Below are 24,055 nucleotides of genomic sequence, written 5' to 3'. Positions count from 1 at the left end.
TGCGCAAAGCGAGAAAGCGGCAATGGAAAAAGTTCGCGTCCTGGTGATCGACGATTCTGCCCTGGTGCGGAAGTTGTTGTCGGCCATGCTCGATTCCGATCCCGGTATCGAGGTCGTCGGCGTGGCTGCCGATCCGCTGATCGCGCGTGACAAGATCAAGCAGCTCAATCCGGACGTGCTCACGCTGGACGTGGAAATGCCGCGCATGGACGGGCTGACGTTCCTGGAGAACCTGATGCGCTTGCGTCCGATGCCGGTGGTGATGGTGTCGTCGCTGACGGAACGCGGCGCCGAGGTGACCTTGCGTGCGCTGGAAATCGGTGCGGTGGACTTCTTCACTAAACCTTCCAGTGATCTCGCCAATTGTTTTGCGGAAAGCGCGCAGGAAATTTGCGCCAAGGTGAAACTCGCCGCGCTCACCCGGCCGCGTGCTTACACGCAGGTGCAGAAGCTGGACGTACCGCCGCGCCTGTCGGCCGATGTGGTATTGCCGCGCTCGCAGATGCCGGGTACGCGCGGAAGCACGCGCATCATCGCGGTGGGTGCGTCCACCGGCGGCACGGAAGCGATTCGCGTGCTGCTGGAGGCGATGCCGCCGGACGCGCCGCCGATCGTGATCACGCAGCATATTCCTGCTGCGTTTAGCGGTCCGTTCGCGACACGCATGAACAACTGCTCATCGATGCGTGTGTGCGAGGCGCGTGATGGCCAGCCTATCCAGCCGGGCCACGCTTATATCGCGCCGGGCGGCGAACATCTGCTGGTGATGTGGGATGGCGCCAAACATGTCTGTCGCTTGCACGACGGTCCGCAGGTCAATCGGCACAAGCCGAGCGTGGATGTGCTGTTCCGCTCCACGGCAGCCAGCGTGGGCGGTGCGGCGATCGGCGTGCTGCTGACCGGCATGGGCGACGATGGTGCGCGCGGCCTGCTCGAACTACGCGAGAGCGGTGCACCCACGCTGGTGCAGGACGAAGAAAGCTCGGTGGTGTGGGGCATGCCCGGCGCTGCCTGGAAATTGGAGGCCGCCGAAGAAAAGCTGCCGCTCGAAAATATCGCCGCACGCCTGCTGGTGTTGGCGCAAGAACCTATCGTCGGCGCGCGCCGCGCCGCTTCCTGACGTATCGGAACATCTTATGTCCGCCATTCTGTCCCCCTCCGCTCCGCGTCCTCTGGTCGGCATCGGCGCAAGCCTGGTCGCCTTGCTGCTATGCCTGATCTGGAATCCGATCTGGCTGGCGCCCGCGCTCGTGACCGCATTGTGTGCCGTGTGGATCTTCGAATGCCGCCGTACAGCGACCGCAGCCATGGCCGTAGAGCCGCCGGCTGAGCCGGATCATGGTCCACTGCGCGAAGCGCTGGAGGATGTGCGCGGTGCGTTGATCGATGAGTTGGGGCACGCCTCGCGCGAGCTGTACCAGGCGCTGGACTTGCTACGCGACGCGGTCTCCGAACTGGGCGGTGGTTTCGATGGCCTGTCGCAGAAGACAGGCATGCAGCAGTCGCTCTTGAAGCAGATTATCGACGTGCAGAATGGCGGTGTGTCGGTGCAGGATTTTGCATCGCGCACGAGTGATCTGCTGGATCACTTCGTCGGATTGATCGTGCAACTGTCGCGCGAAAGTTTGCGCATCGTTTATCGCATCGACGGTATGTCGAAAGAAATGGACGCGGTGTTCGGTCTGCTGAAAAACGTCAACACCATCGCCGAAGAAACCAATCTGTTGGCGCTCAATGCAGCGATCGAAGCGGCGCGCGCCGGTGAGGCTGGGCGCGGCTTTGCGGTGGTGGCCGGTGAAATCCGCAACCTTGCCAGCCATTCCAATCAATTCAACGAGCAGATCGGTAGCCACGTCGAACGTGCGCGCCTGGCCATGGAGCAGGTGCGTGGCCTGGTGGGCGAGCTGGCCTCGCAGGACTTGAATGTGGCGTTGTCGGCCAAGGGCGGCATCGATGCGATGATGGCGCATGTCACGGAGAGCGACGCGCGCACCAGCGCGGTGGCCGATCAAGTGGTGGAAATCAATCGCGGCCTGGGCAACGACGTGTCCACCACGATTCGCTCGCTGCAGTTCGAAGATATCCTGAGCCAGCTTTTGAACCAGACGCGGACACGCCTGGTGGAACTGCAAGGTGTCGCTGCCGAGACCACGCGTGATATCGAAGCACTGGCCTGCGAGTCGCTCGACACGCAGCTGTTGCGCCAGCATTCCGAACGAGTGCGCGAACGCCTGGCTTTGCAGCGTGAAAAAGCACGTATCCGCTCGCGTGGACCGGCCCTGCAAAGCAGCATGGATGCCGGCGAAATCGAACTATTTTGAGGAATGCATGCCATGAGCCTGAATGTTCAGCACGATCAAGAGCAGGATTGCCTCACGCTGCAATTCGGCGATCACTTCGATTTCAGCGTGCATCGGCAGTTTCACGAGGCCTGCCTTGGCCATCGCAAGCCTTCTCGCAGCTACGTGATCGATCTTGGCGATGTGGAGAGCATGGACAGCTCGGCGCTCGGCATGCTGCTGCTCTTGCGTGAGCACGCAGGTGGCGATCGCGCGGAGATTAGCATCGTCAACGCCAGCACCGCCTTGCGCGGCACGTTGCGCGTGGCCGGATTCGACAAGCTGTTTACGCTGCATTAGCTGCATTAGCTGCAGTAATGCGTATGCGCCGTGACGGTGCGTGTGTTCGGCTTTCTTCGCGTGACAGAGTGGCTTGCTACAGCGTGCGATGTAGCAGCAACGGTGATCGCTGCGTTTGCGAATCGTCCGGGCGATTTCCCGGCATGACGCTCGTCGTGCCTTAACCGGCGTGAGATCAAGCCCGGACCAGATACGGGACGGCGCTGGATTGCCGCTGGGGCAGCGGTGGCGGTAATGCGTGAGCGCCACCGTGTGATACGTAAAGTGGGCTCGAAGCGAACAGCAAAAAAAGCCGACGGCATGGGCTAGCGCCGTCGGCAGGTTCACACACGCATTTTGAAACGAGTCTTACCAGGCGCGCACGTTGACGACAGTCAAGGAGTACGTCTGCATGTCCGATTGATAATGCAGCAGGCGGCCCATATCGAAGTCGACCGATTGGCCGGGGGCGATATTGGTGGTGCCGGCCGGCCAGCCTTCGCGGGAGGCCAGCACGTTGCCAGAACCGTCTTTGGCGTCCACGCGGACCTGGGCCGCCGCCGCCGCCGTGCAGTTGTTGACCAGTTTGCCTTTCACGCTCAGGCGGGTTGCGATACCGGTACCGATGGCGCTCACTTTGACATCCTGGATGGCAAAGTCGGTGGGCGCGCAGGCATGGGCGGCAAGGGGAGCGACCAGTAACAGGGTCGCAGCAAGTACAGATTTCATGTCTCAATCCTTAGGCCGGAAACGCCACGAAACAGCGTCTTGCATCAACTATCGGCGGAAGCGGAACGAACTTTAGGCCGCTCGTGCGGATGGCCGTCCAAAAGAAAATCCCCCGGGGTAACCGGGGGATTTGGGTGATACGCCGTTGCTTCGTGGCTGCTTAGAAGCGGTATTCCACCGAGGCGGAGTACGCGGCAATGTTGGTACGGTCATGGCCGGCGCCGACGTAATTGGCGCTGGTGCCGTTACCCGACTGCAGACGGTAGTCGTCGTAGTTCAGGCCGACGCTGAAGTTCTTGGTCAGGTCGTAACCGACGCCCAGGCCGGCGTACAGGCCATTGTTCCAAGTGGTGTAACGGTTCTCGGCGCCACCGGAGGTGAGCGCAAACTTGTTCTCGGCACGCAGATAGCCAGCGTGGGCGGTGACGAACCAGTTCTGATAGAAGTTGTACTTGGCGTTGACACCTATGGTGGCGGCGCGCGGCTTCAGGGACAGCGAGGTGGAGCCGTCACCGTACACGTCGCTCTTGGGGCGGCCGAGATACACATAGCCGATTTCCGGACCTACGAGGCCGTTCCAGCGCCAGCCGAAACGCACGTTCTGGAACACGCTGTTGTTGTGGCTGAGGTCGGCATTGCGGAACTGGGTTTGCCCCAACTGGCCGGCAACGAAAAAGTTGTCCTGCCAATTCGTGCTGGTCGGGGTGCTGGCGTCGTCCGCATGGGCGGCTTGGCTCAGCAGGGGAGAAAAAGCGAGAGCGGCCGCAACGGCCGTGAGGGCTAGCTTATTCATAGGAGAGCTCCATCTTTTTATAGGTCCTGGCAGCGATTGGGGAGATCCCTGCGAGGAACCGCGCGGGGTTACGCGGTAACAGCATTGTAACAATCGGATTTCCCCTCAGCTCCCCTGTAAGTGCTTGCGTGGCGGGCACTATTCAGTTTGTCAGGGGTGCATTGTTCATCTCCCTGATGCCTGTCGACAGCCGGTCATCACGGCTCATGTGACCTCTGGCAGGGGGGCGTGCGGCGTACGGGTGGCTAGCATCGCGATGTTTATGCCGCGTTACGTTTTGTGACGCCGGCACCTTGCCGCACCAGGAGACTCTCCCCTTGAAACGCAACCCGCTTGCAGCCGCCATCCTTGCTACCGCATTGGGAGGCTTTGCTTTTGCCGCCCATGCCGACGTGCCTGCTCCTCAGAACGTTCCCTACAGTGCCGGTGCATTGAAGATCGACGTGGATGCGACCGATATCGCCCATCGCGTGTTCCGCGTGCACGAAGTCATCCCGGTCGCATCGGGTCCGATCACCCTGCTTTATCCACAGTGGATTCCCGGCACTCACTCGCCTACTGGTCCGATCGACAAATTCGCCGGCCTGGTGGTGAAGGCCAATGGCAAGACCCTGACGTGGACGCGCGACGAATACAACGTTTATGCGTTCCACATCGATGTGCCGCAGGGCGCGAACAGCATCGACGTGGATTTCCAATTCCTGTCGCCGCAGAGCACCCGCGAGGGTCGTGTGGTGATGACGCCGGAAATGCTCAACCTGCAGTGGAACACCGTCACGTTGTATCCGGCCGGTTACTACGCGCGCCAGATCCAGACCGATCCCAGCGTCAAGCTGCCGGCCGGCTGGCAGTTCGGTTCCGCGCTGGAAGTCGCCTCGCAGGACGGCGGCACGGTGCACTTCAAGCCGATCGACTATAACGATCTGGTCGACTCGCCGATCTATGCCGGCAAATACTTCAAGCGCGTGGATCTCGATCCGGGCGCGAGCACGCCGGTACACATGGATATCGTCGCGGATGCGCCGAAGTATCTGGACATCACGCCCGAGCAGTTGAAGGTGCATCGCGCACTCGTGCAACAGATGTACAAGCTGTACGGTGCACACCACTACAACCACTACGATTTTCTGTTCTCGCTCAGCGACAAGATGAGCGGCAACGGCTTGGAGCACCATCGCTCCAGCGAAGACGGCACGCCTACCGGTTACTTCACCGAGTGGGACAAGAGCTGGGTGATGCGCGATCTGCTGTCGCACGAATTCAACCATTCCTGGGACGGCAAGTACCGCCGCGGCGCGGATTTGACTACGCCCAACTTCAATGTACCGATGGGCGATTCCCTGCTGTGGGTGTATGAGGGCCAGACCCAGTTCTGGGGCCAGGTAATGGCCGCGCGTGCCGGCCTGTGGAACGACAAGCAATTCGAAGAAATGATTGCCGCCGTTGCTGCCACTTATGACAAGGGCCGCCCGGGTCTCGCCAGTTGGCGCAATGTGCAGGACACCACCAACGATCCGACTATCGCCATGCGTCGTCCGTTGCCATACCGCAACTATCAGGCCAGCGAGGATTACTACTCTGCCGGTCAGATGATCTGGCTGGACGTTGACGGCAAGCTGCGCCAGCTCACCGGCAACAAGAAGAGCATTGATGACTTCGCCAAGGCCTTCTTCGGCGTGAATCCCGGTGCATGGGACGTCGACACCTATACCTTCGACGATATAGTGAAGACGCTCAACGAGATCGCTCCGTACGACTGGAGAACTTATCTGCGCACGCGTCTCGATGGACACGGCCCCCTCATCGGCGGACTGGAGTCGCACGGCTGGAAGCTGGTCTACACCGATCAGCCGTCCGACGCGCTCAAGGCCATCGAAGCATTCCGCCACTCCGCTGATCTGACCTACTCGATTGGCCTCTCGGTCGGCAAAGACGGCGCGATCAACGATGTGCTCTGGGATGGCCCGGCCTTCAATGCCGGTATCTCGCCCGGTATGAGCATCGTGGCCGTCAATGGCCGTAACTATGACCCCGATGCATTGAAGGAAGCCGTCACCGCTTCGGCGAAGGACAGCAGCCAGCCGATCGAACTGCTGGTAAAGAACTTTGATGAGTACAAGACCGTACGCATCGATTACCACGGCGGCCTGAAGTATCCACACATCGTACGTGACACCAGCAAACCGGATACCTTGACCCAGCTGATCAAGGCCCGCTGATCCGTATCACCATGTTCCTCCCTCTCCCCGGCCGGGGAGAGGGTTGGAGCAAGGGCAAGACCTCGTTCCACACCCCACGCATGGGCGATCCGGCCCAAGTCCGCTATACTTGCCGCCCGCCTGACGCGCACTCACGCCGTCAGCGCCATCCCAAGCGCCCGTAGCTCAGCCGGATAGAGTAGTGGCTTCCGAAGCCATTGGTCGGGGGTTCGAATCCCTCCGGGCGCGCCAATTTCTTCATCGCTCCTTGCACGGTGTGCGTTCAACCATAAATTGGCCGCGTCAGCTGTAAGCAGCTGTTATCGCGCAAATTCATCCTGATATTCGTTTAACCATAAACTGTCCGCTCGACGCGATAGCGTTCATGCGCAAACTTTTGCGTTTCTGCGATGCCGCTTTGGAGCCATAGGTGGTGTCCGCGATGGTCGACAGAAAGTGCTAGTTCGCGCTCTCGGGTTTGGGTGTCCAAACAAAGAGTCTTTCACCCAAAGACATCTAGAAATTGTAGGTGAATTCGATAAAGGGGCAACAATGACTTACCAGCCGAGTGTCGAGGCATTGTGAAAAAGTTGGAACCTGTTTCTGATCTAGTTCGCTATCTCAAGCTCATTCAAGAGCCTGGAAAGTTGGAGTTATTGGTCCTTCGCGCTCATATGCTCTTTGAAGAGCAATTGCGTGCCTTGATCGACGAATATTTGCCGGTTCCGAATAATTTTAGACACGAAATATTTGGTTTTTCTCAGTGCCTAAGCCTTGTTAAAGCTATTTACTGGAAACCAAACAATGAGTGGGTATGGGAGTGCGTCACCCTACTTAACAGCGTTCGGAACGCGATGGCCCACAAGCTTCAAACGCATGATGATGAGTCGATTAAAGAAAAACTGAATCGAATAGACTTGCTCGTAAAACAGAATTCCCGTGTTCCAATGCCGAGCAAGCTGGAGCCGAGCGTGCAGCGCATGCAGTGGCAGCTAGCATCGCTCTACGCAACGATAAGTAAGCTGCCACAAGAGGCGAGTCAGTGACCACTTGGCCACCATGCCATCCATATAGTTCGGAGGAATTATCTTCTTCAACTGTAGACAATTTGTGGTCCGGGTTTAAAACAAATTCGCGGATAGTGGACGCTTAGCAAGAACGGCGTGAGATAACCGATGGAAAATCAAATAATTCAGCCAGTAGACGTCCGTAAGGCCTCGGCTCTGCTCGATATCGTCTTAGTTGACACCATTTCAGCGATGGCGAAGTTCTCAAGCATTGCCGAGTCGAAGGTATCGTTACCCAATCTACGACTAGGCACAGCTGTAACGTTAGCTCGCGCTTCATGTGACTATGGTCGCGCAATTACAGTTATCGTTGGCGCACATCATGAAGAGCTAGGCGCGCCGGCACTAAGCCTTCTGCGCAGCCAGCTCGAACTCACTTTGAGATCTGCGTTTTTCGCCTATCACGCAAGCGATGCTGAAGTTGATTCCTTCTTTGAGAAGGACAAGCTCAAGCGAGGGCCTAATGAAAAGGGGAAGATGCAAGATATCTCCCTTGAGGATCTCGCAAAGATTGTTGAATCGACGTGGGAGAATGACAGTCGAATTAGCGCTTCCGTGGGGTTATTGCGTGACTTTCTGAATGCCCACGTTCACGGCGGCATTTCACTTCTGAACGCATATCAAGGGCCACGCGGCATTGGTTTCATCTCATCCAACGCTTCAACCCTTAGAACCCTAAAATATTCCTATGCCTTCGCTAATCTGGCAATGATAGTAATCGCTAAACTGTCGGGAGAGGACACCAATTTGGCTTCGGAAATATTTGAAGAACCGTACCGATCTGCTCAAAAATTCTGCGAAGAAGTCGGATTCGAGTAGTCTTCATGTTCATCTTTTTCGGAAGCTTGCTGCGCACTATATTTCGGCGAGTTTTTCTCTTAGGTCGTTGCATGCGAAGTGTCCGCCTCCCCAATCAAAAACGGTCATGGTGGACTGTGACCGCCCTCCTAAGTGGGGCAGTTGCTAACATAGCCGGAGACGTTCACTGGGGCCGGATATAGCTTTCGCCAGCAGAAGACCGAGCGGTTCGCCCACGAGAGCATCTTAAGGGGAGTCAAAAGGGAGGTTCAGCCCCTAGAACATCCTGGCGATAAGAGTGTTCTGCGCAAATCATTGAGCATCAGTCTTGTTGACGGTGCTGGCGATGCACTGCGAAACCTCTCATTTGCTAATCGTCATTCCGGTTTATGCCGGAATGACGATTATTTTTGAATCATGTCACCGTAGTTCCGGTGGTGCGAGCGCGCCAAGACGGGCAGCGTAAACCACGGCATGGCGAAGGGCCTGCCGCGGCTGCGGCAGGCTCTGGTGAGATGAATCCAGGGATTCTTAAACAAGCAGAAGTATTGGCATCGTCGGGCTATGCCTCAGGGGGAAGCCTACGTATGCCTTAATCCACGAGGCGGCTTGGTGGACACACTTCGGCCCCAAACTCTCCACCAGTTGTACAACGTCGCTTGCCGTTCGTCGTTTGCAGGGTCTCGTTTTTCGCTTATAGGGGCTTCGTACTCCGCGCTATTCAAGCATCGATAGCCCGCAACAACTGCTCACGACCATCTTTCAGTATTTCATCGGCCAGAGCAGGTTCGGTGTCGGCGACGGCGCGTGCGAGTACCAGCGAACCGAGCATCTGGCTGAAAAACGCGATGGCTCTTTTTCGCTTCTCTTGTGGATTTTTGCCGTCGATTACGTTTGCCAACTGATCGAAATTCCAATCCAATCCGCGTGCATACGATTGCCGAGCTTCCAGGCCGAGCCGCCGAATGTCGCCAGCAAATGCGGTCAGCGGACAACCCGCCTCAATGTCACCCAGATGGCCGGGAGAGAGATATCCCTCCACATGCCGCTTCATCGGATTGGCCGCTTTCGTCTTTGACACTTCGATCGCGGCAATCAGGTCGGCTGCGCCATCTTTCATCGCCTTTTCCATCACGGCGGCGACCAGGGCGTCCTTCGACTTGAAGTGATTGTAGAAGCCGCCCTGGGTGAAGCCCGCGGCCTTGGTCAGTTCTGCCAAGCCCACCGCAGCGACCCCATGCTTGCGGAAAAGCTTTTCCGCGGCGGCGACGATAGCCTTTTTGTTTTCAATAGCTTGCTGTTTTGAAACGCCCATCTGCCACTCCTGCTCTTGCGGCGTCACGTCGACCGCTTTTAATTACGATGGTGATCACCATTGTGATTTGGCCTAAGTGCCATGTTCAAAGCTGAGGCGACGTCGGCGAATCTGCGCACGAGCGCACTGCGATGTGAGCTGTCGGCCATCGAAGAGGAAATGACCATGTCAAAGACGTCGCCCGAACAAAACAAGGCCCTCGTGATCGAGGCATTCGACACACTGTTCAACAAGCGCGACTACGAAGCCGCCGAACGCTTTTGGTCCGATCAGTACATCCAACATAGCGCGCATATCGCACCTGGCCGCGACGGCTTGTTCAACCTGATTCGCGGCATCCCCAGCACCTTGCGTTACGAACATGGACTGATCGTGGCCGAAGGCGATTACGTCATCGTGCATGGCCGCTTTTCCGGTAACGGTCGCCCTGCGGCATGGATTGCCGCAGATGTCGTCCGCATCGAGAACGGCAAGCTCGCCGAGCACTGGGATGTGTTGCAAGACGAAGCCACGCAAGCCGAATCCAAGAGCGGATTGCCCATGTTTGGCAATCGTTTTCCCGCCTGAATCCATCCAAGGAGCACTCACATGAAACTCACTGGCAACACCATCTTTATCACCGGCGGTGGCTCAGGTATCGGCCGCGGACTCGCCGAAGCACTGCACAAGCTCGGCAACAAGGTCATCATTGCCGGCCGGCGGCGGAGTCACCTCAATGCCGTGATCGCAGCCAACCCCGGCATGGAAGCGATCGAACTCGACATCACCGACCCGCTAAGCATCGATCGCGTGGCGGCTACACTGATCGCCGAGCACCCCGAGCTCAATGTTCTCATCAATAACGCGGGCATCATGCATCCCGACACGATCGGCGGAAAGATCGATGACGCGCTATTGACCTCCACGATCTCTACCAATTTGCTGGGGCCGATTCGCATGACATCGGCGCTGATCGAACATCTGAAGCGCAAAGACAACGCGGTCGTGGCATACACGAGCTCCGTACTCGCGTTTGTGCCGATGGCAATTGCCGGTATTTATTCTGCAACCAAGGCAGCACTTCATTCATATGCACTGTCGCAGCGCTTCATGCTGCAGAACAGCGGCGTACGAGTGCTGGAGATCGCGCCACCGTGGGTACGCACCGAACTCATGAACAGCCAGGAGGCTGAACAGGCCATGCCGCTGGATCAATTCATTGCCGAGGCGATGACGATGCTTGGCACGGATGTGGATGAAATCGTGGTTGATGCGGCCCAGCAATTCCGTGCCAATGTTGGCCCGAGCGAACATGGTCTCGTCAACGGGTTCAACGAACAAGCACTTGCGCTCTTCGGCGGTGCCTGAGTGCCTGAGTCACTGGCTGGCTAAGCGAAAAAAAGAGGCCGGTATATCTCTCTGTCTGGCAAGAAGATATCCGGCTTCGCCCATTGCAGGAACCGAATGACGTCGAAATACCTCACGTGGCGCAACGATGCGAGGTCCAATATTGTCGGCGGGGAAGTTTCAGTCGTGGACGGCCACTCGCGAACAAACAGCCATGGCAGCTCTGCCGATGACTCGTTAAGGGGGCTCAGCCTTTTCTTGATGGTCTTTCGCCCTAGCGGCGCCACAAGTCCCGCATAGACTAAAGCGCTCGGAGCCTGGGAAAGCGCTGCTGCGAGCGGGCTTCGCTACATGGATGTTGCGGGTAAATTGCCCGCTCAAAAAGGGGGCCTCATGACGCGCAAACCGGGACTCGATCTGCTACGAGCCATCGCCATCCTTTGGGTTATTCCGTTCCATAGTTATTTGGCCGGCTACATGGGCGGAGGCGTGTTGCGCTGGAGTGGCTGGATGGGCGTGGACCTGTTCTTTGCGCTATCCGGTTTCCTGATCGGTTCGCAGGTCTTCAGGGCGCTTGCCATCGATGGTCGCGTGGATTTTGTGGATTTCTATCTGCGGCGTGGCTTCCGCACATTGCCCGCTTATTTCCTGGTGCTGGGTATTTATGTCGCCTGGCCGTCGATGCGCGAAGCGCCGGGCATGATGCCGTTGTGGCAGTTTCTTACCTATACGCTCAATCTGTTCATGGACTCGAGGCATCCCGCTTTCTCCCATGCATGGTCGCTTTGCGTTGAAGAACAGTTCTATCTGATGTTTCCCCTGTTAGCGTTGTGGCTGGCACGTATGGGCCGGCGGCGTTATAGCGTGACCGTTATCGTGGGATTTGTACTGGGCGGTATGATGCTTCGCGCGTGGCTCTGGCTGCGGTTTGTTCACCCCATTCAGGTCGAAGGTGGGGACGCCACGAGTGCTTACTTGCGCTTCCTGTATGTGCCTACGTATGCGAGGCTGGATGACTTGCTTGGCGGTGTCGTGCTGGCAGCTGCACGCAGTTACGGTACGCGCGGTTGGATGTGGATCGAGCGCCACGCGAATGTTATCTCGATGATCGGCGTGATATTCGTCAGCCTTTGCATGTGGGGTTTTGATGGGCAACGGTTTGGCTTTGCCGCCAACGTGTTTGGCTATCCGCTTCTCGCCCTGGCGATGAGCGCGCTGGTGGCGGGGGCGGCAAGTGAAAAGGGTGTGCTGGCGAAGATCCGGGTACCCGGCGCGGCATGGCTCGCGGCCATCTCATACAGTCTCTATCTAAGTCACAAAATGGTTTATGGGCAATTGCACGGACGATTCGCATCATGGGCCGATGGTCATGGTTTTGGGACGCTGCTGATCTATGCGGCGGCGATACTCACCGTTGGCGCCTTACTTCATTACCTTGTAGAGCGTCCGTGCTTGCAGCTGCGCGAGCCGATGCGTCGCAGGCGGGCAGAGCAGCGGCGATACGCGACGACGCCAGCGGCTTAAAGAGTTTTGCCATGATTCCGTGATCGAATACCCCTGGCGATAGGCGGTAATACGCCTTTCGCCGAGATCGCCTGCCTGCACGCTTGGGTGCTTTTCGGCTGTTCAGGTGGACGTTGAAAACAAGGTGATGCCGAACTGCTGCGCAATGAGCACGAGGTTGAACGTTACGACGAAGACGGTTGCTATCACAGCCATGGCGTGTATCGCCGGGCGGTTGCGATACGTGCCCATCACGCTGCGGCGTCCGGTGAACCACACCAGCGCGATCATCGGTACCGGCAGGGCGAGGCTCAGCACAATCTGGCTGTCGACCAATGCGCGGGTTGCGTCGAGGCCGAGGCCTACCACGATCAGACTGGGTAGCAGGGTGATGGCTCTGCGCACGCTGATCGGCATGCGCAAACGCACGAAGCCTTGAGCAATCATTTGGCCGGCCATGGTGCCTACCACGGAGCTGGAAATACCCGATGCGATCAGGGAGACCAGGAACAATCCGGCCGCGCAAGCGCCAAGCAACGGCGTGAGCATATGGTAGGCGTCTTGCAGCGCGGCCACGTGGCTATGCCCATGATGGAAAGCGCCTGCGGCCGTGGCGATCATGGCGAGATTGATCAGCGCAGCCACGCTCAGTGCGACGATCACTTCCGCATGGGAGTATTTCAGCAATCGCCGTTTTTCTTGATCGTTGCGGGGCGGCACGCGTGATTGGGTCAGGCCCGAGTGCAGGAACAGAGCATGCGGCATCACGGTGGCGCCGATCATGCCGACCGCGATATTCACGGCCTGCGTGTCCGGTAATTGATAGCTAATGAGGCCGGCGGCCACGCCTTGCCAATGCACATCAGCAACGAATAATTCGGCGAGATAGCTCAAGGCGATGACGCCAACCAGCACGCCGACCACGCGCTCCAACGGACGAAACCCGCGGCTTTCCAGTGCCAGCAGCGCGCAGGTAGCGAGGGCGGTGATCACCATGCCGGCCAGCAGTGGCAGATGCAGCAACAAGGACACGCCGAGCGCACCGCCGATCAACTCGGCGAGATCGGTTGCCATCGCGGCGAGCTCGCTGACCAGCCAAATCGCCATCACTAGGGCGGGCGGGAAGTGGTCGCGGCAAAGTTCGGCGAGGTTGCGCCCGGTGACCATGCCCAACTTGGCCGACAAGGCTTGAAAGAACATGGCGATGACGCTGGCAAGCAGCGCCACCCACAGCAGCGCATAGCCATATTGGGCGCCGGCTTGCAGGTTGGTGGCGATATTGCCCGGATCCACGTACGCCACGGACACTACCACGGCAGGACCGATGAGCTTGAAAAACGCCGCCCACGCCTGCCCACGCCGATCCAGCACCCGCCGAATGGAGGCGAGTGTTTCATCCGTGGCGGCAGGTGCGTGGAGCACATGCGCATTCATGCTTCACCTCCCAAGGCGTGGATTGGCACGAGGCCGGGACAGCACACGTCACCACTGTATGGGCGTTTAGTGCGCAGGGGAATTTGATAGTACCGATACAAAACATAGCCTCCGTCTATCGAAACCATGCTGGCGAAAGAGGGTATGGGTTCAGATTGAGCGCGTTCCGCATTACTGTATGGGGGCCAACGCAGGGGGAACTGCTATGGAGCAACGAGCACAAGCGGCATCGGGAACCGGAGAGCATGCCCTGCATGACAGCAGTACGTGGTTGACCTTGTCCGATGGGCAGGCATTGTTCCTGCGCGATTGGCCACTCCGTTCTGCGCAGGGCGCTGTGCTGATCGTGCATGGCCTGGGGGAGCACAGTGGACGCTATGAAGCCCTGGCGCACTGGTTTCTCGCGCAAGGTTACGCCGTACGCAGTTACGACCAGCGTGGGCATGGCCGCACTCCCGGGCAGCGTTCGGCATTGCGGCGAGGTGATGATTTGCTGCGCGATCTCACCGCCGTTTATCAGGATTATGCGCGGTCACTTGGAAGGTCGCCGTTGCTGCTGGGACACAGCATGGGCGGGATGGTCGCGTTGCGAACCGTGCTGGACGGCCGGATAGAACCGCCGGGCCTGGTGCTCTCATCCCCTGCGCTGCGGACGTTCGCGGCGCCGTGGCTGCGCAGGCTCGCCAGTATGCTTGCGCATGTGCTGCCGAATATGCCGTTGCGTACCGGTCTGGCCGTGGATGGTCTCTCGCATGACGCCACCGTGATCGAGGATTACCGCAACGATCCGTTATGCACGAACCGGATAACGCCGCGCATGGCGGATTTCATTTTCCGTGGCGGTGCATCGAGCATTGCCGATGCATGGCGCTTGCGCGTGCCGGCGCTGCTGCTCGCCGCGGGCAGTGATCGACTGGTGGATCCCTCCGGCAGCCGCGCGTTTGCGGACAGCGCGTGGGCCACCAAGCGGCTGACATGCCGCTTCTTCGACACGCTTTACCATGAGCTGTTCAATGAGACAGAGACCGGGCGCAGGCAGGTACTGGCGCAGCTCGCGGAGTGGTTGCGCCGCATGCAGCTGTAAGGCGCGGTGCCTGTTTCACAGCATTTTTCGATAGACCACAAAGCCGGACTTTTCCGCCACCTTGTCGTAAAGCTGCATGGCGATCGTGTTGGTTTCATGGGTCTGCCAGTACACGCGAGGACAGCCGGCTTGTTTCGCGCAGCGGTATACCGTTTCGATGAGGGTACGGCCGATGCCCATGCCTCTTGCCGTCTCCGCGGTGAAAAGATCTTGCACGTAGCAACTCGGATGGAGCTGGATGGTGCTGCGGTGAAAGAGATAGTGAGCAAGCCCGACCAGCTTGCCTTGGTCTTCGGCGACCAGGGCATGCATGGGTTCATAGGCATCGAAGAAGTGCGACCATGTCAGCCGGGTAACCGCTTCTGGCAGCGCGGTTTCACCGTGGCGCCCATAAAAAGCGTTATAACCATTCCATAGCGGCAGCCATGCCGGGAAATCGGCAGCGGTTACGGGCCTGACGGTGAGCGTCGACGACATGCGAGAGTCCTGCGGCCATGTATCTGCGGGGCGGAAGTGGCTTTCAACTTCACCAAGGTAATGGATTTTCATTCTGGCCGAAACGACGTGGATTGAGACTGCGGGCTGCGCGTATGCTTCGCACATCCACTGACTCCGTCGTTTCCATGATCTCGATGGCCTTGCGAACCCTGCTGGATACTCTGCAGTTCGATCCATCCTGGCGGCGACCAGATCACTTCAGCCGTCGCGCCCAGCTTGCCGATCAGCTTGAACGTTGGTTGTTTCTCGGCGGGGCCGATGCCACGTCTGCGTTGTATCGAGAGGCGGAAGCCATGATGGCCGAGATGGCCGTCGTCGATCATGAGCTGTTTCGTTCCATCCGTAATGACATACGCCGCGGCCACGGTGCGAAGCGATTGCGCGATGAAGTGAGCAAAGCCATGGATCAGCAGGAGTCTGAGGAATACGACCAACTCGATGCGCTGGTCAGCGGTGTGCTCTCGCTGGACGAACCCGATGCCGCAACCATCGTGAGAGAACCCGAGATGGTGTTCTATCAGCCGACACCTGCGCGACATATCTTCGATTTCATAGATCGTGCGGCGATACGCAGCGTGGATGCCGTGATGGATCTGGGCTCGGGGCTCGGGCACGTCGCAATCGTGACCGCGATTTGCACAGGCGCGCGCTGTATGGGTGTCGAGCGGGAGGCCGCTTATGTGGCAAGCGCGCAGCAATGTGCGAAAGGATTGCGCATCACCCATGCACATTTTATCCAACAGGATGTGCGTTATACCCAGCTGTCCGAAGCGACGGTGTTTTATTTATATACGCCGTTCACCGGCACGATCCTGCGCACGGTACTTGATATGCTCAAGCGTGAAGCCGCTACACGCGAGCTTCGTATCGGAACGCTGGGCCCATGCAGCGAAATCATTGCGCAAGAACCATGGCTGAAGGCGGATGGTGTTTGCGATCCGGGCAGGATGGTTCTGTTTCGTAATTTTTAGGGTTATGGAAGGTGCGGGGCACCGCTTGCTTGACATCTCCGGCATACAGGCCATGTCTGGTGTTTGCTCCATGTACACGTCAGCGGCGATCCCGCATGGAAAGATGTGGCATGGCAGGTGCGCAGAGAAAAGCCGCCGCGTCAAAGCGCGGCGGCTTGCAGGAAGTGCCGGTCGTGTCAGGGTCGGGGGCCTCGACGAATGCCGCCGAAAATCAGCGAGAGCACGAACAAGATAACGAATACCACGAACAGGATTTTCGCAATGCTGGCAGCACCGGCTGCAATACCGCCGAACCCGAAAATGGCGGCGATGATCGCGATGATGAAAAAGACAGCGGCCCAATAAAGCATGGCAGTCTCCTTTACAGTGATGGCGTGCGTATCGGCTTTAGTGCATGAACCGAGTGGAGCAGTGGGGTGACGAGGATAGGCAGGAACAGCGGTCGTGGATCTCTCAATGACGGCTCATGTTCAGGTCTTCCTCGAATGCACGCACTTGCCGGTCTGCTTCGTCACGCGCGATGCCGTAGCGCTCCTGCAGCCGGCCGGCCAGCTGCTCGACATTGCCTTCCACGATCGTGAGATCGTCGTCGGTCAATTTTCCCCACTGCGCTTTGATCTTTCCTCTGACTTGTTTCCACTGGCCGCTGATCGTGTCCTGATTCATAACGGGTACCTCATGTGGATCGACTGTTGACCGGGCGCGTGTGCGTCGGTGATGCCGATTCGATCAGTGTGGCCGTGAATGCTGCGTACGCGTTATGCAAAGGGATTCAGTTAAGTGAAAGTTCCGCGCAAAGGGTATGTGCGCCGAGTTGCAACGATGCAAGCGTGCGCCAGATGACGGCCATGCCGATGACAAAATGCATTCGTTCGCGCGAGAAATACTGCGCTCCGAGATGCAGGCGCTTATCTGCTTCATCGTGAAACTTTCGTCTTGCCCGTTTGCTGAGATCAATCCGTTTCTGTCTGCGCTGTTGTTTCCAGCCTGGTTCCGGATGCTCAGACGCGCGGCGGTAGCTCGCGCGCATGCATGGTCGTTTTGGAAGGCCGATTCTTGCGAGAAGCTAGGGAGCGCTGCTCGCTGTCGCCGGTGCGGTAGTGACCGGTGCTGTGTCACGCGGCAGCTCTTTGATCATGCGGACTGCCAGGGCATCGTAGTTGTAGTCGAAGTGATGATCGCCTGGCATCTCATGAACAGTGACCCAGGACGGCAGATGCGGATCGCTGCATACGGTGTCGTCGCTTTCCTCGCGGCCGTAGTAGCAGACCACCGGTGGCTTGTCGTGCAGCGCTGCCAGCGGCGGCAGCGCGGGAAAGTGGGCCACTGGATTGAGCCGTTCACTGATTTCTTTCAAGTGCGTCTTCAGCCAGTTTTCGCGCACCATGATGTAACCCTCAAGCTCGATCTCGAAGTTCACGTCCTGGGTGGGAGAGAGCAGCACCATCTGGGTGATGCGTGCGCGATTGGCCGGGCTCAATTTATTGACGATGGTCGGCAGGATGTCCGCGCCGAACGAGAAGCCGATCAGCCAGATCTTTTGCTTGTGCCATTGCGTGGTATAGCGCGTGATCATCGCATCCAGGTCGCGTGCCGATGTTTCGGGCGAACGGCCGCGCCAGTAGTAATCCAGGCAGCTGATGCCAAGTACCGGCACGCCATGGGCGACGAGCTTCGCACCCAGTTGCTTGTCCAGGTCGCGCCAGCCGCCGTCGCCCGAATAGAAAATGGCCAGCACGTCGTCGTGGCCCGCCGGGGGTTGCACGGTGGGCATCAGTTTGACGGTAGCGTGCTCGAGAGTGGGATGGGGGAACGGTTTCCAGATGACCAGCGCAGCGATGACCGCCACGCAGGCGATCAGGGCAATAACACGGAATTTCATCGACGCACGACTCCGCTAAGGCCACCCGAAATCAGGCTGGCGACATTGGTGAGGACCACCGGCAACGCAATGCCGCCTGGGGCTGCCAGATACCGCGGTTCCCATTCGGGGTCGAACTTATCCTTGTAGCGGTACAGGCCCTGGAAATTATAGAAGCGCTCGCCCCGACCGTAGATGAGTGCGCCGAAACGATTCCACAGAGGTGCCTGACGACGGCTCTGCAGACCCGACAGCGGTGCCATGCCGAGGTTGAACCAGCGGTAGCCCTGGGTCTTGGACCATTGCATCAGCTCGATGAACAGGTAGTCCATCAAGCCGGAGGGGGCATCGGGCAGGTAGCGCATCAGATCGACCGAGGCCTCTTCCAGATTGTCGGTCAGGAACAGATTGGCGAATGCGACCGGCTGGTCGTCCTGCCACACCACGGCCATGGGTGTGCGCGATAGATAGCGTTGATCGAACGCGCCCAGCGAGAAGCCTTTCTCGCGTACACGCTTTTCCCGCAGCCACGCATCGGAAATCGGTTTTAGCTGCGGTAGCAGCGTGGGCACCTGCTCGGCCGGCACGATCTCTGTGCGCAAACCCTCTCGTGTGAGTTTGTTTACCGTATTGCGCAGCACCTTCTTCGATTTGCCGTCGAGGTTGAAATGCTCCAGGCGCACGCGGGCTTCCTCGCCGATTTTCAGCAGGCTCATGCCCACTTCGAGATAAAGATCGAGATCGGCCGGATTGGCCTGATAGAACACCGGCCACCCGCCGCTGCGCTCGCAAAGTTCGCGGAAATTCCATACCAGCTCTTGCCGGGCGCGATCATTGCCGCCGACCGGATCGCCCATGGCAACCCAACTGCGCCCTTCGATGCCATACATCAAGAAGGCTTCGTCGTTGGGCGCGAACAATAGGCTCTTGTCGCCCATCAGCGCGAGATGTGCCTGGGCAGAAGAAAAATGTTTGATCAGCGGCAGGGCACGCGCGAGTTCGGCTTCATTGGGCAGCGTGGGGCGCGGACGGGCGGAACGGATCAATGTGGTGAGGGCAAACAGGAAGGCCACGCCTGCGGCGCCCACCAGGGCGCGTAGCGCACGCGGTGCATTACCGTGATAAAAGCTAAATTGCCACCATAGATCATTGCGGTATTCGACATGCTGGTAACTGAAAAGCACCAGCCATACCGTGCAACCCAACACGGTGGCACAAGCGATGAGCCAGCCGAACGAGAACGTCAAGTCGAATAGCGAGGCGCGTCGGTAGAACAACCGGTGCGCAGGTGCGAGTGCCACGGCCAACAGAATCAGCAGGCAGGCTTCTTCATAGTCGATGCCTTTGAGCAGTGAGGCGACCGCACCGGCGATCAGCAGCACCAGGGTCAACCAGTAAGCGGCATCCAGGCGGCGCTGCAGCCCGCGCGCGAGGATCAGCAGCGACATGCCGATTACACTGTTGAGGAAGTGCGAGATTTCCAACACCGGCAGCGGCAGCAGGTCGCTGAGCAATTCCAGGCGTCCCGGCAGTACGGCGGTTGCGCCGGAGAACAGCAGCACGGCGCCGGACACCAGCGTGAGTCCTGCGAAGAATGGCGGCAGGATGCCGTTGAACCATGGTGTGAGCAGCGCGGTCTGGCGTAGCCCGCGTGCTTCGCGTACCACTACGGCTACGGTGGCTGCGCACAGCGGCAGCAAGTAGTAGACGCCGCGGAAGGCCGCCAATGCGCCGAGAATGGGAGCGGACAATGCCTGGTTGCCGGTGGCACCGAAGCCGGCCAGCATCACGGCTTCGAACACACCCAGGCCGCCGGGAACATGGCTGATCAGGCCGGCGATCTGCGCCAGTGCGAAGATTGCCAGGAACGAGCCGAAATGCAGCACCAATGCATCAGGCATCAAGGCATACAACACCGCCGCCGCCAGTCCCCAATCCAGTGCACCGACAAACACTTGCCTTAGGCCGATGGAAAGTGGTGGCAGCCGCACATCCCAGCGCCAGATCGAAATCGGACGGCGAATCACCATGCCGCCGATCAGCCATAGCAGGGGAATGGCGCTCAGCACGCCGCCGAGCAGCAAACGCATCGGTGCGAAGGGCAATCCCGCGGGAATAGGGACCAGCAGCAGGGTGACGCCGGTAATGGCGAACAAGCCCAGCCAGAAACTGATCGTGCAGAACAGCACCACTTTGGCGACATCGAGCGTCGACAATCCCGCCTGGATATAAAAGCGGTAGCGAATCGAGCCGGATACCAGCATGGCCATGCCTAGCGTGTTGCTGAAGGCGTAGCTGATGAAGGAGATCAGTGCGACGCGCGGCTTGGGCAGCTTGCGGCCGATTGCGCTCAGTGCGAACAAATCGTAGAGCGGCATCACGGCGTAGCCCAGCACCGTAAGCACGATCGCCTGGCCGATGCGTCCGCGGCGCAGGCGATGCATGTATTCGCCCACCTGGTGATAGCTCACTTCCCCGGCGAGGCGATAAAGCGCCCACAGCGCCAGGCACAGCATCAATACTGACAATGCCGGGCCGCCGAATCGGCGCAGCCACACCAAGCCCGGCCGGCCCAAGGCATTTTCTTGGCTAAGAATTTCGGCCCCGCCCTGTTGCTCCACGCTGCGACCGCCTCTCAGGCCTTAACCAGGCTCTCAATTCCCCAAGTTCGCGATGGTGCCATACCTGGTATGACAGGTAATAACTTGCGGCACGACGCGCGGCGATGTGTCCCGAGATGTGTGCCACCACCGCCAAAACAAAGGGCGCCCCGCTGGAGCGCCCCGGTTATGCATCATCTCTGCGAGGCTCAGCTCTTCTTCACTTCGAAGGTCTTGCTCGCGGCCTGCTTGCCATCCACCGAGATATCCACCTTGTATTTGCCTGCCGGCCACAGGTTCGGATTCTGCACGCGGAAAGTGGTGGTGGCCGGGCCGTCAGCGATGATCGATTGGCTGGTGCTCATCACTTCCTGGCCATTGCCCTCTAGATAACTCCACTTTGCATTGAGCGTGGCGCCCTGTGTGCTGCCGGTGGTATCGACGCTGACGTACAGGGTCTTCTCGTTCGGGGTAAAGGTCGCCATGTCCTTGCGCACCTGGTGCTCGCTATTGACCGAATCGCCCAACGTTACCGAACTCACCTGGAAGCTGTCGTTCGTGGCCGGAGTGGCGGTAGCCGTGCTGGCGGCGGCCGGTGCAGCAGGAGCTGGCGCTGCCGTGCCCGCATGGGCCGGTGCGGCAGCCGTGGTGGCCGGTGCAGGCTTCGCGGCTGCCGTGCTCGATGGCGCCGGTGCAGTGCTGGGTGACGCCGGCTGACTGGCGGACTGTTGCTCGTTCTTACCGCAGGCGCTGAGTGCCAGCAGACCAACCAACAGGACGCTGTAAAGGGCGGCGGAACGTGCGGAAAGTTTCATGGGTGAGCTTCCGAAAAAGAGAAAGGCGATAACCGGTAGAGGCCGGCAGCTTTAGAGGCAGCTGCCAAGGCTAGCGCTGGCGATCTGAAGTGCCGATGACCAACAGGATATCTCCGCGAGTTTAACAGAGGCTGCGAAACACATCGCGCCTCATGTTGAGAGGGCCTGTGGCGGCTGGCGCTGGCGGCTTCGGTGCGCTTGATCGCTGGTGCGCTTAGGCAACAGCTGTCGTGGATACACGTGATCCGAGTCTCACGGTATACGGCATTGAGTGTGTCGCATGTGCGGTGCGAGCGCACATGCCGCCGGCTCCAGGACTTTACAGACGCGGTAGGGCGGCTTCCGAAAGATGAGCGTGGTCTCTCACGGTGAAACGTGAGCTCGCACGTCGCCCTATTGGGTCGGCGGTGGAACACCTCCCTCCACGGCAGGTGGAGGGAGGTGCGGATTTATTATTCGGGGGCGATATTGAGGTTGAGCTTAGCGTATTCGCCGCCGCCGCCGAACACCCAATACGCTTCCGCTTGCAGGGTGTAAGTGGTAGTTCCCGGGTAGCCGGAATAGGCTTTAAATCCATCGGGAGGGTAATACCAGACCCAAGAATCTACTGTGGCGCTGCCCTGCGACAGAATTGTATTGCCAAGACTGTCCTTCAGTTTGTTATTGCTATACCAGCCGCCGACATCATTGTGGATCAGAAAATAATTGAATTCGATAAAACCGCCTCCTGGGGTGGATTTTGGTCCGTGGCACGTATATTCAGTGGAGTTTTGGGTATTGAGCTTCCACACATAGAAGTCGCTCTTTCCTCGCGTATATTTTTTTTCCAAAAGCACGGGTTTTATCTTGATGTCGGTGCTGATTTTGTCTTTCGCGGGAGAAGTAACGTAGGCGCAGCTATCGGTATTTAGCCATGCCTCGATATAGCCGGTATTGGCCGCATGGGCGGTGCTTATTCCAAAGACGGTGGTGGAAACCAATACAGAAAAGCATGCTTTTTTTGCAGCATTCATGATCTTCCTCCGGGAATAGCTGATTTTTCGAGAATATTGACGTATCGCTGGGTTTTACTCTCTGGTTTTATTTTGGGGTGATGGCATATCGTGCGGGGTCATCAACCAAGGAGGTCCACCAGCGGTATCGAATATAGGCCGATGAAGTGGGTTGAATAATAAGAAGGCGGAGAAATAAGACTTTTCATATCAATGCCGATGTTGATGCGGGTTGCGTGTGTAGATTTGCAGTGAGATCCGGCGGGAAAAGATGAGTGCGAAGAAGCTTTCGAGAAGGGCGGATCATCGACCCGCCGCAGAAGGTGTAGGCCGGGAGTCGTCAGAGGCCTGGCTAGGCCGCAGCCATTCGGTTGTTTGCAGTCTCGAAAGACATTCGCATGGGAAAAAGCGTGGACACGCGATCGCACCGTGGTCCATCGATGCGACCACGACCAAGGGCGTCGCGGCCTTGTATTCGAATCGAATGCTTCCGTACATAGACCGCGCTGCTACTGAGGTAAGCGCAGTCGGACGTCGTTATTGTCGGCGGAGCATGGAGCTGCCGATAGTAGTTCGCAGGGCTATTGTCGCGCCCCGCGCCTATTGTCCGGCATAGCCGGATCGGTGCTGCGGAAAGGGTTGATGTCCAGCCCGCCACGCCGTGTATAGCGTGCGTAAACGCTCAGCTGTTGCGGTGCGCAACGCTTCATCACGTCGACGAAGATGCGCTCGACACACTGCTCGTGGAATTCGTTGTGTGTGCGGAATGAAACCAGATAGCGCAGCAGTCCTTCGCGATCGATAGGAGCACCGCGATAGGCAATCTGCACACTGCCCCAGTCCGGCTGGCCGGTGACCGGGCAATTGGAGCGCAGCAAGTCGGAAACCAGGGTCTCTTCCACTTCGACTGCCGCGTTGTCGGCGCGCAGGTAGTCTGCCTTAGGCGGGCCGTAATCGTCGATCTTCACTGGCAGTGCGTCGATCGATTCGCCGGGAAGGTCAGAGAGAACATATGTTGCGGCACGCGACGGCTGGATGCGCACGCTTATCACCGCACCGGCGGCGCGGGTGAGGTCTTGTTGCAGCAAGGCGCTCAATGCGGCGATGTTGGCCAGCGGCTCTTGTGCAAAACCATTGAGGTACAGCTTGAAGGACTTGGATTCGATGATGTTTGGCGAGTTTGCCGGAATGCGAAATTCCGCCACGCCGACCATCGGCTTGCCATGCATATCCAGCCACGACAGTTCGTATGCGTTCCAGATATCCACGCCATGAAAGGGCAGTGGCTCGCCGCTGATGCCGATTTCCTCTCGCTTGGCCTGGCGCGGGATGGGAAACAATAAGGCGGGATCGTACCGATCGGCGTAGACGGTGTGCTTGCCGAGCGGGGAGTGGTCGGGGATGTTCATCCCGCTATTTTAAGGGAAGCGCCATCCTCGGCGCTGTCGCCTGC

General features: G+C 58.6%; 24 protein-coding genes and 1 tRNA gene. 12 read left to right on the top strand and 13 right to left on the bottom strand.

The window, feature by feature from the left end:
- Positions 1–22 precede the first annotated feature (22 nt).
- The 3 genes from AC4HNJ_RS07080 to AC4HNJ_RS07070 are packed head-to-tail and all read left to right on the top strand — an operon-like array spanning position 23 to position 2,639.
- Positions 23–1,120, top strand: a complete 1,098-nt coding sequence (locus AC4HNJ_RS07080; protein ID WP_490478845.1) for a protein-glutamate methylesterase/protein-glutamine glutaminase — start codon at positions 23–25, stop codon at positions 1,118–1,120.
- Between the two features lie 16 nt (positions 1,121–1,136).
- Complete coding sequence (locus tag AC4HNJ_RS07075; RefSeq protein ID WP_490478844.1) at positions 1,137–2,321, top strand: methyl-accepting chemotaxis protein; 1,185 nt, start codon at positions 1,137–1,139, stop codon at positions 2,319–2,321.
- 12 nt (positions 2,322–2,333) lie between these two features.
- Positions 2,334–2,639 (top strand): STAS domain-containing protein, encoded by a 306-nt coding sequence (locus tag AC4HNJ_RS07070; protein WP_490478843.1) that lies wholly within the window; start codon positions 2,334–2,336, stop codon positions 2,637–2,639.
- 348 nt (positions 2,640–2,987) lie between these two features.
- Here the strand turns inward: AC4HNJ_RS07070 and AC4HNJ_RS07065 are convergent, their stop codons facing one another.
- Positions 2,988–3,347, bottom strand: coding sequence for a hypothetical protein (locus AC4HNJ_RS07065; RefSeq protein WP_490478842.1), 360 nt, complete (start codon positions 3,345–3,347; stop codon positions 2,988–2,990).
- Positions 3,348–3,507: 160 nt separating this feature from the next.
- Entirely contained in the window at positions 3,508–4,140 is a 633-nt protein-coding gene (locus AC4HNJ_RS07060) for an outer membrane protein (RefSeq protein WP_490478841.1), read from the bottom strand.
- 317 nt (positions 4,141–4,457) lie between these two features.
- Here AC4HNJ_RS07060 and AC4HNJ_RS07055 point away from each other — a divergent pair, with 317 nt between their 5' ends.
- From AC4HNJ_RS07055 to AC4HNJ_RS07040, 4 genes are all read left to right on the top strand, one after another.
- Entirely contained in the window at positions 4,458–6,359 is a 1,902-nt protein-coding gene (locus tag AC4HNJ_RS07055) for a M61 family metallopeptidase (RefSeq protein ID WP_490478840.1), read from the top strand.
- A gap of 154 nt (positions 6,360–6,513) precedes the next feature.
- Positions 6,514–6,590: transfer RNA gene (locus AC4HNJ_RS07050), tRNA-Arg, on the top strand.
- Between the two features lie 329 nt (positions 6,591–6,919).
- Positions 6,920–7,384 carry a hypothetical protein gene (locus tag AC4HNJ_RS07045; protein ID WP_490478839.1) on the top strand — a complete coding sequence of 155 codons (465 nt, stop codon included), beginning with the start codon at positions 6,920–6,922 and terminating at the stop codon, positions 7,382–7,384.
- 129 nt (positions 7,385–7,513) lie between these two features.
- On the top strand, positions 7,514–8,224 hold the full coding sequence (locus AC4HNJ_RS07040; protein ID WP_490478838.1) for a DUF6988 family protein: 711 nt from the start codon (positions 7,514–7,516) through the stop codon (positions 8,222–8,224).
- 700 nt (positions 8,225–8,924) lie between these two features.
- On the opposite strand, the gene AC4HNJ_RS07035 is transcribed toward AC4HNJ_RS07040, so the two are convergent.
- Positions 8,925–9,545, bottom strand: coding sequence for a TetR/AcrR family transcriptional regulator (locus AC4HNJ_RS07035; protein WP_490478837.1), 621 nt, complete (start codon positions 9,543–9,545; stop codon positions 8,925–8,927).
- A gap of 138 nt (positions 9,546–9,683) precedes the next feature.
- Between AC4HNJ_RS07035 and AC4HNJ_RS07030 the strand changes: the two genes are divergently transcribed.
- The 3 genes from AC4HNJ_RS07030 to AC4HNJ_RS07020 all read left to right on the top strand — a co-directional run bounded on the left by AC4HNJ_RS07030 (position 9,684) and on the right by AC4HNJ_RS07020 (position 12,368).
- The gene (locus AC4HNJ_RS07030) at positions 9,684–10,085 is read left to right on the top strand and encodes a nuclear transport factor 2 family protein (RefSeq protein WP_490478836.1); all 402 of its coding nucleotides are present in this window, start codon (positions 9,684–9,686) and stop codon (positions 10,083–10,085) included.
- A 21-nt stretch (positions 10,086–10,106) separates the two neighbouring features.
- The gene (locus tag AC4HNJ_RS07025) at positions 10,107–10,865 is read left to right on the top strand and encodes an SDR family oxidoreductase (RefSeq protein WP_490478835.1); all 759 of its coding nucleotides are present in this window, start codon (positions 10,107–10,109) and stop codon (positions 10,863–10,865) included.
- Positions 10,866–11,237: 372 nt separating this feature from the next.
- Positions 11,238–12,368, top strand: a complete 1,131-nt coding sequence (locus AC4HNJ_RS07020; RefSeq protein ID WP_490478834.1) for an acyltransferase family protein — start codon at positions 11,238–11,240, stop codon at positions 12,366–12,368.
- Positions 12,369–12,470: 102 nt separating this feature from the next.
- Here the strand turns inward: AC4HNJ_RS07020 and AC4HNJ_RS07015 are convergent, their stop codons facing one another.
- Positions 12,471–13,781 carry an Nramp family divalent metal transporter gene (locus tag AC4HNJ_RS07015; RefSeq protein ID WP_490478833.1) on the bottom strand — a complete coding sequence of 437 codons (1,311 nt, stop codon included), beginning with the start codon at positions 13,779–13,781 and terminating at the stop codon, positions 12,471–12,473.
- Between the two features lie 205 nt (positions 13,782–13,986).
- On the opposite strand from AC4HNJ_RS07015, the gene AC4HNJ_RS07010 reads away from it, so the two are divergent.
- Positions 13,987–14,865 carry an alpha/beta hydrolase gene (locus tag AC4HNJ_RS07010; protein WP_490478832.1) on the top strand — a complete coding sequence of 293 codons (879 nt, stop codon included), beginning with the start codon at positions 13,987–13,989 and terminating at the stop codon, positions 14,863–14,865.
- A 15-nt stretch (positions 14,866–14,880) separates the two neighbouring features.
- Here AC4HNJ_RS07010 and AC4HNJ_RS07005 read toward each other — a convergent pair whose 3' ends face one another.
- Positions 14,881–15,342 (bottom strand): GNAT family N-acetyltransferase, encoded by a 462-nt coding sequence (locus tag AC4HNJ_RS07005; RefSeq protein ID WP_490478831.1) that lies wholly within the window; start codon positions 15,340–15,342, stop codon positions 14,881–14,883.
- 113 nt (positions 15,343–15,455) lie between these two features.
- Between AC4HNJ_RS07005 and AC4HNJ_RS07000 the strand changes: the two genes are divergently transcribed.
- The gene (locus AC4HNJ_RS07000) at positions 15,456–16,334 is read left to right on the top strand and encodes a hypothetical protein (protein ID WP_490478830.1); all 879 of its coding nucleotides are present in this window, start codon (positions 15,456–15,458) and stop codon (positions 16,332–16,334) included.
- Between the two features lie 176 nt (positions 16,335–16,510).
- Here the strand turns inward: AC4HNJ_RS07000 and AC4HNJ_RS06995 are convergent, their stop codons facing one another.
- From AC4HNJ_RS06995 to queF, 8 genes are all read right to left on the bottom strand, one after another.
- Positions 16,511–16,684, bottom strand: coding sequence for a DUF1328 family protein (locus AC4HNJ_RS06995; RefSeq protein WP_490478829.1), 174 nt, complete (start codon positions 16,682–16,684; stop codon positions 16,511–16,513).
- A 103-nt stretch (positions 16,685–16,787) separates the two neighbouring features.
- Positions 16,788–17,000, bottom strand: coding sequence for a CsbD family protein (locus tag AC4HNJ_RS06990; RefSeq protein WP_490478828.1), 213 nt, complete (start codon positions 16,998–17,000; stop codon positions 16,788–16,790).
- 106 nt (positions 17,001–17,106) lie between these two features.
- A complete protein-coding gene (locus AC4HNJ_RS06985; protein ID WP_490478827.1) occupies positions 17,107–17,364 on the bottom strand; it encodes a hypothetical protein in 258 nt (85 codons plus the stop codon).
- Between the two features lie 36 nt (positions 17,365–17,400).
- The gene (locus AC4HNJ_RS06980; protein WP_490478826.1) at positions 17,401–18,216 is read right to left on the bottom strand and encodes an AcvB/VirJ family lysyl-phosphatidylglycerol hydrolase; all 816 of its coding nucleotides are present in this window, start codon (positions 18,214–18,216) and stop codon (positions 17,401–17,403) included.
- On the bottom strand, positions 18,213–20,816 hold the full coding sequence (mprF, locus tag AC4HNJ_RS06975; RefSeq protein WP_490478825.1) for a bifunctional lysylphosphatidylglycerol flippase/synthetase MprF: 2,604 nt from the start codon (positions 20,814–20,816) through the stop codon (positions 18,213–18,215). Before mprF ends, AC4HNJ_RS06980 begins: the two co-directional genes overlap by 4 nt.
- Before the next feature lie 188 nt (positions 20,817–21,004).
- Positions 21,005–21,610 (bottom strand): hypothetical protein, encoded by a 606-nt coding sequence (locus tag AC4HNJ_RS06970; protein WP_490478824.1) that lies wholly within the window; start codon positions 21,608–21,610, stop codon positions 21,005–21,007.
- 452 nt (positions 21,611–22,062) lie between these two features.
- Positions 22,063–22,623: a hypothetical protein gene (locus AC4HNJ_RS06965; RefSeq protein WP_490478823.1), complete on the bottom strand. Its 561-nt coding sequence runs from the start codon at positions 22,621–22,623 to the stop codon at positions 22,063–22,065.
- 560 nt (positions 22,624–23,183) lie between these two features.
- The gene (gene queF, locus AC4HNJ_RS06960) at positions 23,184–24,011 is read right to left on the bottom strand and encodes an NADPH-dependent 7-cyano-7-deazaguanine reductase QueF (RefSeq protein WP_490478822.1); all 828 of its coding nucleotides are present in this window, start codon (positions 24,009–24,011) and stop codon (positions 23,184–23,186) included.
- Positions 24,012–24,055: the final 44 nt, after the last annotated feature.

The sequence above is a fragment of the Dyella sp. SYSU CM1112 genome (genome assembly GCF_058216415.1).
This window is presented reverse-complemented; position numbering and strand designations above follow the sequence as displayed.

Coding starts and splice junctions, on each gene's coding strand:
- AC4HNJ_RS07080 (WP_490478845.1), top strand. CDS start 23: ATGGAAAAAGTTCGCGTCCTGGTGATCGACGATTCTGCCCTGGTGCGG.
- AC4HNJ_RS07075 (WP_490478844.1), top strand. CDS start 1,137: ATGTCCGCCATTCTGTCCCCCTCCGCTCCGCGTCCTCTGGTCGGCATC.
- AC4HNJ_RS07070 (WP_490478843.1), top strand. CDS start 2,334: ATGAGCCTGAATGTTCAGCACGATCAAGAGCAGGATTGCCTCACGCTG.
- AC4HNJ_RS07065 (WP_490478842.1), bottom strand. CDS start 3,347: ATGAAATCTGTACTTGCTGCGACCCTGTTACTGGTCGCTCCCCTTGCC.
- AC4HNJ_RS07060 (WP_490478841.1), bottom strand. CDS start 4,140: ATGAATAAGCTAGCCCTCACGGCCGTTGCGGCCGCTCTCGCTTTTTCT.
- AC4HNJ_RS07040 (WP_490478838.1), top strand. CDS start 7,514: ATGGAAAATCAAATAATTCAGCCAGTAGACGTCCGTAAGGCCTCGGCT.
- AC4HNJ_RS07030 (WP_490478836.1), top strand. CDS start 9,684: ATGTCAAAGACGTCGCCCGAACAAAACAAGGCCCTCGTGATCGAGGCA.
- AC4HNJ_RS07025 (WP_490478835.1), top strand. CDS start 10,107: ATGAAACTCACTGGCAACACCATCTTTATCACCGGCGGTGGCTCAGGT.
- AC4HNJ_RS07020 (WP_490478834.1), top strand. CDS start 11,238: ATGACGCGCAAACCGGGACTCGATCTGCTACGAGCCATCGCCATCCTT.
- AC4HNJ_RS07015 (WP_490478833.1), bottom strand. CDS start 13,781: ATGAATGCGCATGTGCTCCACGCACCTGCCGCCACGGATGAAACACTC.
- AC4HNJ_RS07010 (WP_490478832.1), top strand. CDS start 13,987: ATGGAGCAACGAGCACAAGCGGCATCGGGAACCGGAGAGCATGCCCTG.
- AC4HNJ_RS07005 (WP_490478831.1), bottom strand. CDS start 15,342: ATGTCGTCGACGCTCACCGTCAGGCCCGTAACCGCTGCCGATTTCCCG.
- AC4HNJ_RS07000 (WP_490478830.1), top strand. CDS start 15,456: ATGCTTCGCACATCCACTGACTCCGTCGTTTCCATGATCTCGATGGCC.
- AC4HNJ_RS06995 (WP_490478829.1), bottom strand. CDS start 16,684: ATGCTTTATTGGGCCGCTGTCTTTTTCATCATCGCGATCATCGCCGCC.
- AC4HNJ_RS06990 (WP_490478828.1), bottom strand. CDS start 17,000: ATGAATCAGGACACGATCAGCGGCCAGTGGAAACAAGTCAGAGGAAAG.
- AC4HNJ_RS06985 (WP_490478827.1), bottom strand. CDS start 17,364: ATGCGCGCGAGCTACCGCCGCGCGTCTGAGCATCCGGAACCAGGCTGG.
- AC4HNJ_RS06980 (WP_490478826.1), bottom strand. CDS start 18,216: ATGAAATTCCGTGTTATTGCCCTGATCGCCTGCGTGGCGGTCATCGCT.
- AC4HNJ_RS06970 (WP_490478824.1), bottom strand. CDS start 21,610: ATGAAACTTTCCGCACGTTCCGCCGCCCTTTACAGCGTCCTGTTGGTT.
- AC4HNJ_RS06965 (WP_490478823.1), bottom strand. CDS start 22,623: ATGAATGCTGCAAAAAAAGCATGCTTTTCTGTATTGGTTTCCACCACC.
- queF (WP_490478822.1), bottom strand. CDS start 24,011: ATGAACATCCCCGACCACTCCCCGCTCGGCAAGCACACCGTCTACGCC.